The organism is Flavobacterium sp. FG139 (assembly GCF_057809695.1).
Window position 1 is genome coordinate 283,587 of the sequence record NZ_JBMDKL010000002.1, and the last position, 16,418, is coordinate 300,004.

The 16,418-nt window shown below is 33.2% G+C and carries 16 protein-coding genes; 7 read left to right on the forward strand and 9 right to left on the reverse strand.

Annotated elements, in window-relative coordinates:
* Positions 1 to 152: 152 nt before the first annotated feature.
* Complete coding sequence (locus ACODSI_RS02705; RefSeq protein ID WP_488915311.1) at positions 153 to 1,412, reverse strand: YCF48-related protein; 1,260 nt, start codon at positions 1,410 to 1,412, stop codon at positions 153 to 155.
* Between the two features lie 39 nt (positions 1,413 to 1,451).
* Positions 1,452 to 2,375, reverse strand: a complete 924-nt coding sequence (locus tag ACODSI_RS02710) for an ABC transporter ATP-binding protein (RefSeq protein ID WP_488915312.1) — start codon at positions 2,373 to 2,375, stop codon at positions 1,452 to 1,454.
* 167 nt (positions 2,376 to 2,542) lie between these two features.
* Between ACODSI_RS02710 and ACODSI_RS02715 the strand changes: the two genes are divergently transcribed.
* Positions 2,543 to 4,000 carry a hypothetical protein gene (locus ACODSI_RS02715; RefSeq protein WP_488915313.1) on the forward strand — a complete coding sequence of 486 codons (1,458 nt, stop codon included), beginning with the start codon at positions 2,543 to 2,545 and terminating at the stop codon, positions 3,998 to 4,000.
* A 61-nt stretch (positions 4,001 to 4,061) separates the two neighbouring features.
* On the opposite strand, the gene ACODSI_RS02720 is transcribed toward ACODSI_RS02715, so the two are convergent.
* The 4 genes from ACODSI_RS02720 to ACODSI_RS02735 all read right to left on the reverse strand — a co-directional run bounded on the left by ACODSI_RS02720 (position 4,062) and on the right by ACODSI_RS02735 (position 7,404).
* Entirely contained in the window at positions 4,062 to 5,369 is a 1,308-nt protein-coding gene (locus ACODSI_RS02720) for an ABC1 kinase family protein (protein WP_488915314.1), read from the reverse strand.
* Between the two features lie 24 nt (positions 5,370 to 5,393).
* Positions 5,394 to 6,065, reverse strand: coding sequence for a TetR family transcriptional regulator C-terminal domain-containing protein (locus ACODSI_RS02725; RefSeq protein WP_488915315.1), 672 nt, complete (start codon positions 6,063 to 6,065; stop codon positions 5,394 to 5,396).
* Positions 6,066 to 6,216: 151 nt separating this feature from the next.
* Positions 6,217 to 6,912, reverse strand: a complete 696-nt coding sequence (locus tag ACODSI_RS02730; RefSeq protein ID WP_488915316.1) for a YiaD family glycine zipper/OmpA-like lipoprotein — start codon at positions 6,910 to 6,912, stop codon at positions 6,217 to 6,219.
* Between the two features lie 18 nt (positions 6,913 to 6,930).
* Complete coding sequence (locus tag ACODSI_RS02735) at positions 6,931 to 7,404, reverse strand: lipocalin family protein (protein ID WP_488915317.1); 474 nt, start codon at positions 7,402 to 7,404, stop codon at positions 6,931 to 6,933.
* A gap of 174 nt (positions 7,405 to 7,578) precedes the next feature.
* On the opposite strand from ACODSI_RS02735, the gene htpG reads away from it, so the two are divergent.
* The 4 genes from htpG (at position 7,579) to ACODSI_RS02755 (ending at position 11,980) form a co-directional block, all read left to right on the forward strand.
* Positions 7,579 to 9,465, forward strand: a complete 1,887-nt coding sequence (gene htpG / locus ACODSI_RS02740; protein ID WP_488915318.1) for a molecular chaperone HtpG — start codon at positions 7,579 to 7,581, stop codon at positions 9,463 to 9,465.
* A 118-nt stretch (positions 9,466 to 9,583) separates the two neighbouring features.
* Positions 9,584 to 10,018 carry a hypothetical protein gene (locus tag ACODSI_RS02745; protein WP_488915319.1) on the forward strand — a complete coding sequence of 145 codons (435 nt, stop codon included), beginning with the start codon at positions 9,584 to 9,586 and terminating at the stop codon, positions 10,016 to 10,018.
* A gap of 26 nt (positions 10,019 to 10,044) precedes the next feature.
* Positions 10,045 to 11,463: a hypothetical protein gene (locus ACODSI_RS02750; protein WP_488915320.1), complete on the forward strand. Its 1,419-nt coding sequence runs from the start codon at positions 10,045 to 10,047 to the stop codon at positions 11,461 to 11,463.
* A gap of 106 nt (positions 11,464 to 11,569) precedes the next feature.
* Positions 11,570 to 11,980, forward strand: coding sequence for a DUF2721 domain-containing protein (locus ACODSI_RS02755; protein ID WP_488915321.1), 411 nt, complete (start codon positions 11,570 to 11,572; stop codon positions 11,978 to 11,980).
* A gap of 6 nt (positions 11,981 to 11,986) precedes the next feature.
* Here the strand turns inward: ACODSI_RS02755 and ACODSI_RS02760 are convergent, their stop codons facing one another.
* The 3 genes from ACODSI_RS02760 to ACODSI_RS02770 all read right to left on the reverse strand — a co-directional run bounded on the left by ACODSI_RS02760 (position 11,987) and on the right by ACODSI_RS02770 (position 14,692).
* Positions 11,987 to 12,652, reverse strand: coding sequence for a response regulator (locus tag ACODSI_RS02760; protein ID WP_488915322.1), 666 nt, complete (start codon positions 12,650 to 12,652; stop codon positions 11,987 to 11,989).
* A 7-nt stretch (positions 12,653 to 12,659) separates the two neighbouring features.
* On the reverse strand, positions 12,660 to 13,427 hold the full coding sequence (locus ACODSI_RS02765; RefSeq protein WP_488915323.1) for a sensor histidine kinase: 768 nt from the start codon (positions 13,425 to 13,427) through the stop codon (positions 12,660 to 12,662).
* 731 nt (positions 13,428 to 14,158) lie between these two features.
* On the reverse strand, positions 14,159 to 14,692 hold the full coding sequence (locus tag ACODSI_RS02770) for a hypothetical protein (protein ID WP_488915324.1): 534 nt from the start codon (positions 14,690 to 14,692) through the stop codon (positions 14,159 to 14,161).
* A 469-nt stretch (positions 14,693 to 15,161) separates the two neighbouring features.
* On the opposite strand from ACODSI_RS02770, the gene ACODSI_RS02775 reads away from it, so the two are divergent.
* Both ACODSI_RS02775 and ACODSI_RS02780 read left to right on the forward strand, forming a co-directional pair.
* On the forward strand, positions 15,162 to 15,710 hold the full coding sequence (locus ACODSI_RS02775) for a TIGR02594 family protein (protein ID WP_488915325.1): 549 nt from the start codon (positions 15,162 to 15,164) through the stop codon (positions 15,708 to 15,710).
* Between the two features lie 12 nt (positions 15,711 to 15,722).
* Positions 15,723 to 16,403, forward strand: coding sequence for a YEATS-associated helix-containing protein (locus ACODSI_RS02780; RefSeq protein WP_488915326.1), 681 nt, complete (start codon positions 15,723 to 15,725; stop codon positions 16,401 to 16,403).
* Positions 16,404 to 16,418: the final 15 nt, after the last annotated feature.

Below are 16,418 nucleotides of genomic sequence, written 5' to 3' on the forward strand. Positions count from 1 at the left end.
TACTTTTAACAAAATTGATTGCACAAATTTAACAATCTTTTAAAAACAGCTAACAGCATTTGTCTTAATTTTTGGAATTATCAAAACAAATGGGATGCCAACAAAAAAACCAGTCCGAAAACTGGTTGCATTTTATTTATTGATAGAGAAATTTATTTGGTAATCTTAACCGATTGTCTTCCAGTATTGGTGTGCAAATTAAGGAAGTAAACACCATTTGGATACGGAAAATCAAAGGTGTACCTTTTGGTGGAAGCAGCTTCAATTTCATCCAATTTTAATTGCTTGATGAATTGACCCGTAGCAGAATACAAACCCAACATTAAATGGTCATTACCCCTAAAATCGATTTCTAAATTTAATTTATCTTTAATAGGATTGGGAGCTACTCTAACCGTTAAAGGAATTCTTGCTTGCTCCTGAAACTGATTGACCGCTAAATTATTAGTCATTTTATAGATTGTAGTACCACAAGCATAGGCTACATCATTGTTTACAAAGAAAATTCGGTTTAAATTACTGCCCACAGCAGTGTTGGTCCACGTATCTCCAGCATCTGTTGTTTCATAAAAACCTGTCGCATGACCTCCCATCCAACCGTGATTTTCATCTACAAACCCGACCGCTTGAATTTCAGATTCGGGTGCATCTTTTGAAACCCAATTCTGCCCACCATCTGTTGATTTTAATAACTTACCTGGATTAGGAGCTACGGCTTCGATTGATCCAAACATCACATTAGGATTACTCGCTAAAATTTGCAGTTTCCAAACGTATTCTCCAGCAATTGTGCCGTTATAAATGGTGGACCAAGTTGTTCCACCATCAGTTGTTTTTAAAATTACAGCACCGGTAGCATTATTACCTGAAGCATATCCTACGTTTTCATCGGTAAATAAAACCTCAACCAAAGCATTGGCATAAGCACTCATATTGATGTATTGCCAAGTCACACCACTATCGGTAGATTTGATGATGTAGGCTGGTGAAAAATAAGCACCACAGCCATAAATTGTTGAAGTCCCAACACAATCCAAGCCACAAATAGCAGCTGGATTGGGTGAAATTGAGACCAAACTCCAATTGGTTCCACCGTCTATAGTTTTATAAAACTTGCCATTTAAAGTTCCTAAAAAACCAATGTTTTCGTCTAAAAATTCAATATTTCTAAAGTAATGATTACTTCCTAATGTATTATTATTGCTTTGCAAAGTCCAATTTGCACCGCCATCTGTAGTTTTGTATACCGCTGCATAATATCCATTGGCTGCCCAACCTAAATTTTCATTCAAAAAAAACACATCATCAAAACGTTGTCCATTCAAATTGGAGGCAATATTAGGTAATGGAGACCAAGTTAATTGCGCCGATGCAAAAGTGGATACTAAGAGTAAAAAGTATAATTTTTTCATTATTTTTAATTTGTTATAAAATTATAAAAAAGCAGCTAACTAACGACTAATCATGAGAAAAAGTTCGGTTGCAATGGGAAATTCTTGTTGGCTATCAAAAAACAAAATTCCTTGATCATATTGGGCTTCTATTAGGTAAAGATTTCCTCTGAAATAGGAATTCAAAACCGTCACTTTTAAATCGGATTCGGCTACTATTTTTAATTGATGTGGAAAAACCAATTGCATTTTACCCTCTATTTCAAGTTCATTAACATCTCCAAATAATGAAGCAATATAGTTGTTTTTAGGGTGATGATATACCTCTTTTGGAGAACCTTGCTCGATAACCCTACCTTGTTGCATCACAATTACGTCATCTGCAAAAGAAAGCACATCGGTGCTGTCATGAGTAGCTACTATACAAGTAATTTTTTTTTCTTTGAGGTAAGCAAACAGTTTTCGTCGCAAACTATTTTTTCTAAAATTATCAATATGACTGAACGGTTCATCAAGTAATAAAACTTCGGGTTCTAACGCTAAAACACGAGCAATAGCAACACGTTGCATCTGACCACCACTCAAATTTTTAGCTTTAACATTAGCGAAATCGGACATTTCAACAATTTCTAATAATTCTGAAACGCGTTCCCATTTTTTTTCAGGAAACATGTTTGAAAGATATTTACCTACATTTTCGGCCACGGTGATGTATGGCATCAAGTCAAAATCTTGAGCGAGATATTTCATGAAATCCATTCCTGGAATCAAATTATATTTTGGACCTAAAACTTCTGTTTCGTTCCAAAAAATCTGACCCTCATTTAAATCGTATAGACCATAAATAAGTTTGAGTAACGTACTTTTACCACAACCACTTTCCCCAATTATTGCTACATTAGTTCCTTTTTCAACAGAAAAATTGGTCTTTTGAATTGTAACTTCCTTATGGTATGAAAATTCGATGTCTTTAACTCTAAGCATTCAACAAAAATAACAACTTATTTGGCAATTTTTGTTAGAAAAATCAACACATCGCTTTAATCTTTTGATAATTAAGCAAATAATTTCTTTTTATTTCAAAATTTGAAATAATTTAGTGAAATTTGCAAGTCGAAACCTAAACTAAAATAAGGTTTTTAAAATTGGAAATGAAAAAGATAGTTGTGTTGTACTTTCTATTGCTCAGCTTTTATTCGGAAGCCCAAGTTGGTATTGGTACCACAGCACCTAATGCTCAATTAGACATTACATCAAGCAATCAAGCAACTCCTGTTAATACTGATGGCGTTTTAATTCCGAAAATAGATGCATTTCCTGCCACAAACCCAACTGCTCTACAACAAGGAATGTTGGTGTATTTAACTACAACTACCACTTTTGCCAGTATTTCTAAATCGCCTGGCTTTTATTATTGGGATAATCCTACTAGCAATTGGATTGGTCTTCAAACCAACCCAACTTCCAATTGGAATTTAGTAGGAAATGCAGGCACCAACCCAGCGACAAATTTTTTAGGTTCTACAGACAATCAAGACATTGTTTTTAAAAGAAATAACATCAGAGCAGGTTATATCGGTGATCCGATTATTTCTGCGGGTAAATACCTTAATTCCAACACCGTTTTTGGTGCTAATTCATTAGTAAATCCCTCTATAAATGTGCCATCACAATTTGGTATACGCAACACAGCTTTTGGTTCTAATATAATGCCCACTGTTACTAGCGGAAATAACAATACCGCCATAGGTGACCGTGCCTTATTTACAGATTCTTCGGGATCAAATAATACTGCGATTGGTACTGGAGCATTGTTTACCAATGGTATTGGCGGATTTAATACTGCGGTCGGAAGAAATGCTTTAGTATCCAATTCGAGTGGTTCTAACAATACTAGTTTAGGGTATCAATCGGGTTTTTCGGCAACTGGAAGTGGTAATGTTTTTTTAGGATACAACGCCGGTTTTAATGAAACAGGGAGCAATAAATTGTACATCGACAATTCTAATGCCGATGCTAATAATGCCTTACTTTATGGAGATTTTGGTACTTCTCCTAAAATAATCAGAGCCAACGGACAAATTCAGATAGGAAATCCGGCAGTTGCTGGTTATGCCTTGCCAACCACTAGAGGAACTGCAGGTCAATTGCTTCAAACGGATGGTGCTGGTGGAACTTCGTGGGTGGATACTCAAAATAACATTTCAATTGTGCGAACTAATTTATCGGCCAATCAATCTTTAGGGACTAGTGGTTGGCAAAAATTAAGTTTTAATACTATTGTATTTGATACAAAAAGTGAATTCAACACCACTAACAATCGATTTGTTGCTTTAAAAGCTGGGTATTATGAAATCAATGCTGGTTATCATACCTTCAACCAAAGTGACACTAATTATTATGGCATTGCTGTATATAAAAATGGCGTTGAATATCAAGAAACTTCGGCTCATCATTATGGCATCAATCTAATTTCGAGAACCATCAACTGTGTGGTATTTCTCAATGCAACCGATTATATTGAAATTTATGCTCATAATGTAAATAGTGGTACTACAATAGACGCTTTTACCGGAAAGACTTACTTTGAAATAAAGCAAATCAGATAAAAAAATAAGAGTAACAACCTATAACGATTATTACTCTTACTACTAACCAAAAACCAAACAATTATATAAAGCTTTCAAAAGCTTTGGTGTGCACTCGAGCTTTTAAATCATGTAATAAATTATACAAACCAAAAAAGGTTCTATTGATATACAAAAAGTGCTTTGAGCCTCTATTTCCATTCATTTTTCGCAGTTGGGTGTCTTTGGCAAATTCTTCTCCCATGGTAGCAATTTGACCAAAGAAATCATCGTCTGAGAAGTCAAAAAAATCACCATGAAATGGTTTCGTGAACAAACTCAATAAATCGTGAAATAATTTGGTGAAATAAATTATTTCTTCTTTAGAATCATCTAATCTTAAAATCTCTAATTCATATAGTTTTTCATTGAACAACTTAGCATTTCCTATCACTTTTGGATCAGCCAATTCAAAATAAGGCGTGTAAAATTCTAACGGAACGTGTTTGATACACCCAAAATCAATGGCAATTAAGTTACTCTCTTTATCTATTAAAAAATTCCCAGGATGCGGATCGGCATGCACTTGCTTCAAATGATGCATTTGATACATATAAAAATCCCATAATGCTTGTCCAATTTTATCGCCTTTAGATCGATCTTGGTTGTGAGAAGCAAATTCTGATAAATGTTCACCATCAATCCATTCCATGGTCAAAATTTTCTCCGAAGACAATTCAGGATAGTATTTTGGGAAACGCAAATTCGTAATGTGTTTACACCAATTGGAAACTTCAATGCTTTGCTTTAGCTCTAAATTATAATCGGTTTCCTCTAACAATTTATCTTCAACTTCTTTAAAATATTTATCAGAATCTTTGCCTTTGATGTTGAACATTCTGATGGCAAATGGCTTTACTAAGGCCAAATCCGAACTTATACTGTCTGCTACACCCGGATATTGGATTTTCACAGCAAGATTTTTCCCATCTTTGGTTGCTTTGTGTACCTGACCGATACTCGCAGCATTCATAGCATCTGGTGTAAACGTGTCGTATAAGTTCTCTGGATATTGACCTAAATATTTTTTAAATGTTTTTCTAACCAACGGCGCTGATAAAGGCGGAACCGAAAACTGTGACAACGAGAATTTATCGACATACTGCTGCGGCATAATACTTTTGTCCATACTCAACATTTGAGCTACTTTCAAAGCACTTCCTTTCAAATTCTTCAATCCGTCATAAATATCTTCGGCGTTGCTTTCATTTAATTTATCACGATTCAAAGATGGATTTACTATTTTTTCGCCATAATAAGCAACATAGTTCCCTCCCACTTTGATTCCAGTTTTAACCAATTGACTGGCTCTTTCTATTTTTCCTGTTGGAATTTTGTCTAGTGTTTTCATAGTTATTTTGAACTGACCTCGATGTTAATTCATTTTTTCTTTCCAAAGGAATTTACCCAAATCGAATAAACTCTCTAAAGGTTTTGTATCTAACAAATCAACTACCGTATTGACAGATTTTTCAATTAAGACGTCTGTTTTTTCAAAGCCTTTTGAGGTATCATCCATCCAAAATTTCAATAAGAATAAGAACTGAATCCAAGCGCCTTCGGCATAAATTGGTTTGGTTACTTTAGCCAACTTCTCTTTCATTTCTGAATTTTCGGTCTCTATAATAGTTACGATAAAATCCTTGAAATGGTTTCGGAATTGTTTTAAATTCTTTAGGTTTTTCAAGCCCTCTTTATTTTCCTTTAAAGCAAACAAGGCATAACTTCTATTCAAAGTCAGAATTTCAAACAATGTAAAATACAACGTAAGTAATTTATTTTTATCTGAATAAGTAGAAAAAGCCTCTTCATTTTGAATGGTTGTTAAAGCATTTTCTAAAAATTTCACCCAAATTTCCTGCCTCAAAGCATCTAAAGATCCGAAGAACGTGTAAAAAGTGGCTTCTTCAATTTTATGTTCTTTACAAAATGAAAAAACATTCTTAGGCTCTTCGTTTCGTTCCAAAACAGCATCCATGTATTTGGAAATAATGAAGTTATCATCTATCAGTTTTTTCTTAGCGGTTGTTTTTTTAGCGGTATCCATTTGAAATAAATTTGATGTAAAGTTAATTATTGTTTAACAAATAACATTATTTTTTAAACAAAATATTTTGTTAAATGTCGTTCAAAATATTTGAAAATAAAAAAAGCGTCCATTTTTAATGAACGCTTACTTTATGAAATACATGCGAATTTTATCTTCCAGCTTCTTTAGCCGCTTCTTGTTTCATTTTCTCGTTGGCTACAATGGCAAACTCTACACGGCGGTTTTGTGTTCTTCCTTCTGGAGTATCATTGGTAGCAACCGGATCGGCAACTCCCATACCGGTTGTAGAAAAACGTGCTACACTTAATCCTCTTGATGCCAAATAGGTTTTAACCGAAGCAGCTCTTTGCTCAGACAAGGTTTGGTTGTATTCAACCGCACCAGTACTATCGGTATAACCGTAAATCACGATATCGGTATCGGCATAACTTTGAAAAACTGGAACCAATTTGTCTAGATTAGCTTTGGCTGTAGTCGTTAAAGTTGATTTGTTTGTATCGAAACGAACCGAATTTTCTCCTAACGTCAATTTAATTCCTTCACCTACTCGTTCTACTTGTGCACCAGGTAAAGCGGTTTGAATTTCACGTGCTTGTTTGTCCATTTTATTTCCAATCACACCACCAGCAACACCACCAATTACGCCACCAAGAACGGCACCTAATGCGCCATTTCCACCTTTACCTAAATTGTTTCCAATTACGGCTCCTAAAAGTCCGCCAGCTACGGTTCCAATGGCAGCACCGCGTTGTGTTTTATTGGTATTTTTCGCTGCTTCACAACTGGTTAAAACCGAACCTAAACTAAAAACACCAATCAATATGTATATAATTATTTTTTTCATTTTACTCTTTTTTATGGGTTAATTTCTTTGAAACTGATAAACTACATCCACCATTTTGCCGCCAACATTAACTTTATCAATCAATTGAAAAGAAGTTTCTGTTTGGTTTGCTACAGTTAAAATGTAACCATCAAGTACTTTTTTGGCTTTGGTATCGTTGACGATTTTCATTACAAAATTTCCGTCTTTATTAATATACCATGTAATCGGTGACGAAAAGGCGGTACATGCCGAATTGTTTAAAGCCATTTCGCCTTTATTATTATTGGAAACAAACTTCCAAGAACTTCCAACAAAACATTTAGAATCGGCTAAATCAAATGAAGTTACTTTGATGTAATCTGAGCCAGGATAAGTGACAGAACTAATCGTCCAATTTCCTTTAATTGCCACTTCCGATTTAGTATCTAATTTGGTGCTAGTTACTGTTTGTTTTGGCTTACAGCTTACAAAAACAATCGCTAATACGAAGAATAGTATGCTTTTTTTCATGGTTAAGTATTTTAGTTTATGATGTTACAAATATACAAACTATTGCGAAGGTACTTTTACACAATTCTTGAATAAATTTATAAAACTTTTTCTACGTCAATTTGTCAGATTGTGCGTTTTGGTACTGAATTTGAAATAAGCAAACACAAATTGTTTAACTTAAAAGTTCAAAATATGTCAACAGGAAAAATTAATGTTTCAGTAGAAAACATTTTCCCATTAATCAAGAAATTTTTATACAACGATCACGAGATTTTCCTACGTGAGTTGGTTTCCAATGCTACCGATGCGACTTTAAAATTAAAACATTTGACCAGTATTGGTGAAGCCAAAGTAGAATATGGCAACCCCATTATTGAAGTGAAAATTGACAAAGAAGGCAAAAAACTTCACATCATTGATCAAGGTCTTGGAATGACAGCTGATGAAGTTGAAAAATACATCAACCAAGTAGCTTTTTCTGGAGCTGAAGAGTTTTTAGAAAAATATAAAGATTCGGCCAAAGATGCTGGAATTATAGGTCATTTTGGTTTAGGATTTTATTCTGCTTTTATGGTTGCCGAAAAAGTAGAAATTATTACCAAATCCTATAAGGACGAACCTGCGGCTCATTGGACGTGTGATGGAAGTCCGGAGTTTACTTTGGAAGCTTCAGACAAAACGTCTCGTGGCACCGAAATTGTGCTTCACATTGCCGAAGATTCTTTAGAATTTTTGGAAGAATATAAAATACGTGAATTGTTGACCAAATACAATAAATTCATGCCTATTCCGATAAAATTTGGTACTAAAAAAGAAACATTACCAAAACCTGAAAATGCCCCAGAAGATTATGTAGCAGAAACGATTGAAGTAGATAACATCATCAACAATCCGAATCCGGCTTGGACCAAACTTCCGGTTGATTTAACGGATGAAGATTATAAAAATTTCTACCACGAATTGTATCCAATGCAATTTGAAGAGCCGTTATTCAACATTCATTTAAACGTAGATTATCCGTTTAATCTAACTGGAATCTTGTATTTTCCTAAAATGTCGAACGACATGCAAATGCAAAAAGACAAGATACAAATGTACCAAAATCAAGTTTTTGTAACGGATAATGTGGAAGGCATTGTACCGGAATTCTTAGGCATGTTGAAAGGTGTAATTGATTCACCAGATATCCCATTAAACGTGTCACGTTCTGGTTTGCAAGCGGATAGTAATGTAAAGAAAATTTCAAATTACATCACTCGTAAAGTGGCCGACAAATTGAAAGGGTTGTTCAACGAAAACCGTGAAGATTTTGAAGCTAAATGGAACGATATCAAAATCGTTTTAGAATACGGAATGTTATCCGAGCCAAAATTCTATGAAAAAGCAGGTGACTTTGTTTTATACCCATCGGTAGACAACAAATACTACACTTTAGCCGAATTGAAAGAAGCCATCACGGCGAATCAAACCGATAAAAATGGCAAATTAGTGGTGTTGTATGCGTCTAATAAAGAAGCGCAACACGGTTATGTAGAAATTGCTAAAGAAAAAGGGTATGAAGTGTTGTTATTGGATTCGCCAATCGTTTCGCATTTGATTCAGAAATTGGAAGGCGATAACGAAAACCTAACTTTTGTACGTGTCGATTCGGATCATATTGACAAGTTAATTCAGAAAGAAGACACGCAAATTTCAAAACTTTCGGAAGACGAATCCAATAAACTAAAAACAGTAGTAGAAGAAATTGTTCCGAAAGCCAATTATTCAGTTCAATTGGAACCAATGGACAGTAGTGCTGCACCGTTTATGATTACGCAACCCGAATTCATGCGTAGAATGAAAGAAATGAGTCAAACTGGCGGTGGCGGTATGTTTGGGATGGGTAATTTCCCAGAAATGTATAATTTGGTGGTAAATTCAAATTCAGATTTAGCCACTACAATTATAAATACTGAAGATAAAGCAGTACAAGAAAGTTTGGTAAAACAAGCATTAGATTTGGCTAAAATCTCTCAAGGATTATTGAAAGGTGAAGAATTAACCGCTTTTGTAAAAAGAAGTTTTGAGTTGATTAAGTAAAGAGAGAAAAGAATACAGACATAAGTGAAAAGACCTGTGAGTGCAAACTTGCAGGTTTTTTTTATTATATTTGAATCAAATTCAGCGTTTTTTATAGGTAGTTTAAAAGATACCCAAAATGAAATTCATATTTTTTTTCGGAATAATCGTTTTCTTTGGGTCATGTGCTAGTAAACCTAAGCTAACCAACCATCACATTTCTAAAAACCAACAAAATATTGCAGAAGTTATACAATTCATGAACGTAAATCACATCGATACGCTCGTGAAGAAACAATGCGATAGAAAGATCAAAAAGAAATTACGAAAATTAAAAACACCACTTGTAATTTGTTTTAAATCGTATTCCATCTATGATTATCCCAACACTATTAAAGAACAAGGCACTTTTTTCGAATTTACCCATGAAGGCCCCATTCTCGGTTACAGCGAGTTACTTTTGGTGATACCAAACAATACTAAAGATAGTTTAAAAAATGCCTTACTTAAAACTCATACCAAAATAAACGACACTATTTATCATAAAACTTGGCCAACCCTACCTTTAATGTGAAAAAAATTAACTTAAAATTACCAGCCATGAAACTACGTTTTGTATTGTATTTCTTTTTTTTGATTGGAACTTCATTTGCACAAAAACCACCAGAAGTTTCACTCATCATGATTGAAGGTGATAATATTGCCAGTGTCAATTCTGATGAAGATACCATGCTTAAAAGTTTGAGTGAAACCATTGATTTATTTAAAAAAGAATTTAAAGACATTCCTACTAACCAAAAAATTGGGTTACTCCTTACCTATCATAAAGAAGGTAAAACGACAATTGAATTGTATTCCAATCCGAAATTAAAAAAGGATATTGAAAAAGAGTTTTTAAATAAAATAACTGGTTTAAAACAGGTTAATACCAAAATTGTCGATTTCACCGTATTGCTTTTGGCTAATAGTAGTGATAAAAAAACTAGCGAAGATTTTCCAGACTTGCTTCATCCAAAAGAACGCATGAAGCAAACCTATGAAGCAGCCGATTTGAAAACCAAGTTGGAGTTGAATAAATCATGGGCCGTTACCGAAGTACTTCCGGTTTTAACTGCTTTTGAAACCACCGTTGACGATAAATATTCAGGGGTCAAAAACTTTGGCAAACTGGTAGCCAAAACCAATTTTAATACCACTCAAGACATTGGTATGCTGACCAGCAACAATTCGGATTATTGGCGAGCTGTCATGGAAATGGAAAAAGGAAATCAATTGATTCCTGTTACCAAAATTGCTATGTTGATGACACAAGGTGAATTGGATTATGCCTTTAAATACCTGGAATTACTCGGGGCTTTTTCCAATCCTGAAACCGTTTCTGATTCGTATTTGAAAGAAATGAGCTGGCGTTTAAGAACATTCAACAACCAATTGAACGAACAAATAAGTAAAGGAATTACCCAACACGATAGCGGAAACTACAAAAAAGCCATTGGTATTTATGATGGAATTTTAAAAGACTATCCAAACTCGGCTTGGACGCAATATGAAAAATACTATTCTCAAAATGCGATAGACCTTGCTAATGGACAAAGTAAAACCGAAGATCGAAAACTATGGGATGCTTCTAAAGTAAGTATTTACAAAAGCAATCCGTTGTACAATATGGATGTAAGAGCCAGCAATGGTGCCGAAGGATATTTACTGTATCGCCGTCAAGAAATAGGTACTTTATTTAAAACCAAGGGACAACTCATCAAAGACATTTATAAATATGCTGATATTGCCTTGGATTTAAAAGTCTATGATTTTGCCGCACAATATTTTTGGATGACGGCTAATTATGATAAAGACGAAACCAATTCGATTACATGCTATTTATATTGTTTGGAGAAATTGGGTGTAAAAGATTTGAAATCAAACTTTAAAGGCGACCACGAAAAGGAATTCCGCCAATTGGAAGCAACCAAAGAAAAAACTATGAAAGAAAGCAGTATTTATAACTCGTTTAAAAACTAAAACATCGAACTTTGTAATTTACAATTGATAATTAATAATTGATAATTTACAATTCTTAATTCCTAATTCTTAATTCCTAATTCTTAATTCCTAATTCTTAATTCCAATGACTTTACACATAGAAACTCCAGCCTTATTATTCTCGGCAACATCGTTAATATTATTGGCTTATACCAATCGGTTTTTAACCATTGCACAAATTGTTCGTGGATTGAAAAAAAACTACGACGAAGTGCAAACCAAGAGTATTTTATTAGAAATTCATAACCTGAACTTGCGTTTGACCTTAATTCGGTACATGCAATTGTTTGGTGTATTGTGTTTGTTTCTATCGGTTTTTGCTATGTTGCTCTTGTTTTTTGAAAACCCAACTGCAGGCATTTATTTGTTTGGTTTGAGTTTGCTTAGTCTTCTAATTTCACTAGGCATTTCCTTTTGGGAAATTAGTATCTCGGTCAATGCCTTACGCGTTCATTTGAGTGACATTTTGGAACAAGAAAACGAAAAAAAAGCCTAACGGTTTTTAAATAAAAGGTTCGGTAAGTCTGTATTTAAAAGAAAACAAGACCAACCCAATTTTAGATCGAATGTCAAACCGTTCAAAAAGTGTCGAGCGATAGAAATCGATAGATTTTAAGGACATCCCCATAATTTCGCTCATTTGCTCATAGGTCAGTTCTCTTTCATCACATACCAATTTAAGAAACTCCAATTCTTTATCACTCAATACGACATTGGCTTCTTTTCTTTCCAGTGTTATTTTTTCAAATTTTTTAACCCGTTTTAAAATATCAGTTACGTTGGTATACCCTGTAGTGACGATACTTTCAATGGCAAATTTCAATTCTTGAGCGGTACAGTTTTTATTTAAAAAACCTCTAGCACCATAGCCATAAGCGGCATCAATAATGTATTCGTCAAAATGCTGTGTGAGTAATAGTATTTTATAATCTTCATCAACTCTCCTTCTTTCCAATTCCATCAATACTTCAATACCCGTCATGTTGGGCATCGAATAATCTAAAATATAAATATCTGGCGGTGACGCTAAGGGTAGAGCCTCAATAAAGTCTTCTCCGTTATCAAACTCATAAACAACCTGATAATTATTGATTTTATGTAATAATTCTTTGAGTCCTTGACGTACTATTTGATGATCGTCTATAATACCAATTGTTATCGAGTCCATGGCCAAATTATTTAGTTTCAAACAAAAATAAGGAAGTTCCCTTACTTATTTCAGATTCTATTCGCACATTATAGTTTATTATTGATGCTCTATTAATCATATTTTGTATGCCCATAGTGCCTTTACTTTTTTCGATATCTGCATCAAACCCTTTTCCGTTGTCGGTAATGGTCATTTCAAAAAATGGCATCATCTCAATAATAATAGTTACTTGCTTGGCTTTGGCATGTTTTAAAATGTTATTGATTGACTCTTGAAAGATCCGGTAAATAATTATTTTCTCGTTATCACTAAATACTTTTTTACCACTTTTCTCAATACTCAAATTAAAATTTACTTTGGTATTTTTATTCAATCGTTGCACTTCAGTTTCTATAGCTTTTAAAATATCTTGTTGCAGCAGTAATTGATTGTTTAAAGAATGACTTATCCCTCTAATTGATTCCGACAATCTACTTACTGAGGCTGACAATGGATCTAAGAATTCGTTTAGTTCTGGCGAATCAAACTTTAAATTCTCTATTTGAAAATTAATATACGTTAGTTGTTGCCCAGCATCATCGTGCAAATCTTGTGAAATGTTATAAAGCACTTGCTCTTGTGTTTCAACAATAGTAGCGTTTAATGCTTTTTGAAAATCAATATCTTTTTGATAAATAACCTTGGTATAGTTTTTTATTTTACTAACATAAAGTTTGATAAGTATGGCGCAAAACAATACTATTAAAATTACAAAAATGAGAATAATGATGATTCCTAGGCTTATATTATACATAACTATTTCTATTTTCTCTAAACATATATAGGTTCATTAATGCATAGTAGATTATATTAATTGGATAATTAATTAATTGGTATACATTCAAATTAAAACACATTTTGGTAGTGTAAAGTGTTGGACTTTTAAACCCCAAAATAAAACTCAATCCCAGAAAAAACAATACTGGACAAAACAGTAGTAAGTAGGTATTGGACTGAAAGAAGGACAGATTTTCAATATTCAACTGATGAAAATTTTCCATAATAAACAAGACCAGATACAGTAAAGCACCTACTATAAACAAATTGAAATTTATTCCCGATTCAATAAATTCTAAATTGATAATGCATACTATTAAATAAAAAATTAGTGTTACTACAATCCTTTTTTTGTTATGCGATATCTCATAAAAAATTAAAAACCACAACAAATCAAGTAGTACAAAATACGTATTGATATTAACGTGCTTAATTTTAGGACTATTACTAAAAATTGATGTTACAATTTCGCAGCATAGACTCAACAAAAGAATGACCAATAAATACCTATTTCTTTTGTTGTCTACATAAAAAAATACACACCACAATAAACTGAATAGAATGTATATTTTAATATAATTAGCTGGATCGGATAGAAAATGATTCATTTAATAACTGTTCTTATAATCATAATACTATCAAAAATAGCTCAAAACCAAGTAACAAACTAAAAAGCAGACTTCTTTTTTTATCCATTAATAGTATTTATCACATCGGAACATTCGAAATATTATAGTAATGAGTAGTTGCATTATCATCAACTTTAAATACAATTCCAATTTCATTGTTAGCCATTTTGGCTTTGGTAAAATAAAAACTAGAATGATTATTTAATCCTAATTTGGCCGCAATACATTTTAAAAAAGAAGGCGAATAATAACGACAATCTGGGTCTGACTGAAAGGCTCCTAGATTAAATTCAATATCATCCACTTCTTTATCTTTAGTAAAACTTATACCTAAATAGTTTTGATACAAATCGGTTCCTATTTTTTGAGAAAGCTCTTGCCAGCTTACTTCTTTATACAACACCTCATCTGTATCCCAAAAATCTTCGGTTATTGTTGTAAAGTCAGTTTTGTCAATAACATGTTTACTTTCAATAGCTTCATACAATCCTAAATCATAAAAGGTACTTCCGTATTTGTACAGCCAATCTACTTGTTCCGATATTTTCACTTCTTCCAATAAAGAAAAAATCATTTTGCAAAAAAGGTCTTTGTCAATAGTAATAGTGCTCATAGTTAAGTTGGATTTAATAGTTTAAACAAAGATTATTAAAAAAAATAAAATAACCATTAGGAAAAACCCTAATCCTTTATTTACAAGGCTTCGTAGAGCAAAAACACTGTTCAACCCCTATAAATACTCACTTTTTATTCATTAGGAAAAACCCTAATCCTTTATTTATGGGACTTCACAGAGAAAAATCGTTGTCAACCCCAATAAATACTCATTTTTCATCTCATTAGGAAAACTCCTAATGGATCTTAGGGTTTTTCCTAATGACTATGTAAAAAAAACAAAATAGATTTGAAATCATTCATTTACAAACATTTACAAACCAAAATTACTTTATAAATCATGTTCAAAATCATACTCGTAGCCTTATTGTTTTTACTAAGTCTAACCTTTATCAATGGATAAATGATTTTAGCATAATGATAAAAAACACCATAATAAAATAAGTAACTCTAAAAAAACACCTCTTATGGCATTAGAACAACACTACCAATGGTTATTGCAAGAGCCAGGACCATTAATGATTACGAAAGCATTAGAGCTTTTTGACACTAAAGAATTGAGTGGTACGCCCAACAATCCAGTGATTATGAAATGGGCTAAAGAAGTTGGCGACGATGTTGCCAAGGTATACAATGCCGATGAGATTCCATGGTGTGGCTTGTTTATGGCGGTGGTTGCCAAGAGGGCTAAAAAACAAATAGTCAAAGACCCATTGTGGGCCTTGAACTGGGGTACTTTCGGAAAATATACCAGCCAACCGATGCTAGGTGACGTACTGGTTTTTGTTAGAAAAGATGCCCAAGGACATAAAGCGGGTCATGTATCTCTTTATGTAGGCGAAGATCAAGAGTGTTATCATGTATTGGGTGGCAACCAATCGGATAAAGTGTGCATTACGCGCATTGTAAAAACCCGATTGTATGCCGCTAGACGCCCTAACTATAATGTACAACCCAAAAACGTTAGAGTCATTCAGCTTTCTAGTACGGGTGCTGTTTCTGTTAATGAAGGGTAAAAAGGAGAAATTATGGTATTAGAAAACATTAAAATTTTCAATCTATTATTTATAATACTTGCTTGTGGCATTATTGGAGGAATTGGTAATACCCTTAGAGAAAACTGCATCGAAAGAAAATTGTTGTTAAAAAATATTGTATTGGGAATAATAGCCTCATTAACAGTACCTCTTTTTCTTCAATTGGTTTCTAGTGAAATAATAAAAAAAATAGTTACTGAAAATGATAAATCACATTATTTGGTATTTGCTGGCTTTTGTGTAATCGCTTCTTTTTCTGCTATTTCATTTTTAACTTCTATTTCGGGAAGAGTGCTACAAACCATGAAAGAGGAAATTAAAAATTTGAAAAATGAAAATGAAACCATAAAAACCAATACCGAAAGAATAGACAATAATTTGAATGCCATAGCCATAAATGAAGGAAGCAAAAATATTGACCAAAGTGATTTAGATAAAATTGTTACTCCAGAGACTATTGAAATAATGAATTCAATACAAAATGCTGGAAAAAATTTTAGACCGTTGGAAATTATCAAAGAAGAAGTAAATCTTGACAATAAAGAAATAGAAAAAAAGGTCAATATTTTGGTTGAAAAAAATCTGGTCAAAGAAGTTACTTTAAACGATGGTTCTAAAGCGGTAGCACTCTCGGAAGGTGCTGAAGACATATTGAATAATACTAAAATATAATAATAAACTTAAATA

What these genes read in the sequence shown, in the direction of transcription:
- ACODSI_RS02705 (WP_488915311.1), bottom strand. Translation starts at nt 1,412, where the DNA reads ATGAAAAAATTATACTTTTTACTCTTAGTATCCACTTTTGCATCGGCG.
- ACODSI_RS02710 (WP_488915312.1), bottom strand. Translation starts at nt 2,375, where the DNA reads ATGCTTAGAGTTAAAGACATCGAATTTTCATACCATAAGGAAGTTACA.
- ACODSI_RS02715 (WP_488915313.1), top strand. Translation starts at nt 2,543, where the DNA reads ATGAAAAAGATAGTTGTGTTGTACTTTCTATTGCTCAGCTTTTATTCG.
- ACODSI_RS02720 (WP_488915314.1), bottom strand. Translation starts at nt 5,369, where the DNA reads ATGAAAACACTAGACAAAATTCCAACAGGAAAAATAGAAAGAGCCAGT.
- ACODSI_RS02725 (WP_488915315.1), bottom strand. Translation starts at nt 6,065, where the DNA reads ATGGATACCGCTAAAAAAACAACCGCTAAGAAAAAACTGATAGATGAT.
- ACODSI_RS02730 (WP_488915316.1), bottom strand. Translation starts at nt 6,912, where the DNA reads ATGAAAAAAATAATTATATACATATTGATTGGTGTTTTTAGTTTAGGT.
- ACODSI_RS02735 (WP_488915317.1), bottom strand. Translation starts at nt 7,404, where the DNA reads ATGAAAAAAAGCATACTATTCTTCGTATTAGCGATTGTTTTTGTAAGC.
- htpG (WP_488915318.1), top strand. Translation starts at nt 7,579, where the DNA reads ATGTCAACAGGAAAAATTAATGTTTCAGTAGAAAACATTTTCCCATTA.
- ACODSI_RS02745 (WP_488915319.1), top strand. Translation starts at nt 9,584, where the DNA reads ATGAAATTCATATTTTTTTTCGGAATAATCGTTTTCTTTGGGTCATGT.
- ACODSI_RS02750 (WP_488915320.1), top strand. Translation starts at nt 10,045, where the DNA reads ATGAAACTACGTTTTGTATTGTATTTCTTTTTTTTGATTGGAACTTCA.
- ACODSI_RS02755 (WP_488915321.1), top strand. Translation starts at nt 11,570, where the DNA reads ATGACTTTACACATAGAAACTCCAGCCTTATTATTCTCGGCAACATCG.
- ACODSI_RS02760 (WP_488915322.1), bottom strand. Translation starts at nt 12,652, where the DNA reads ATGGACTCGATAACAATTGGTATTATAGACGATCATCAAATAGTACGT.
- ACODSI_RS02765 (WP_488915323.1), bottom strand. Translation starts at nt 13,427, where the DNA reads ATGTATAATATAAGCCTAGGAATCATCATTATTCTCATTTTTGTAATT.
- ACODSI_RS02770 (WP_488915324.1), bottom strand. Translation starts at nt 14,692, where the DNA reads ATGAGCACTATTACTATTGACAAAGACCTTTTTTGCAAAATGATTTTT.
- ACODSI_RS02775 (WP_488915325.1), top strand. Translation starts at nt 15,162, where the DNA reads ATGGCATTAGAACAACACTACCAATGGTTATTGCAAGAGCCAGGACCA.
- ACODSI_RS02780 (WP_488915326.1), top strand. Translation starts at nt 15,723, where the DNA reads ATGGTATTAGAAAACATTAAAATTTTCAATCTATTATTTATAATACTT.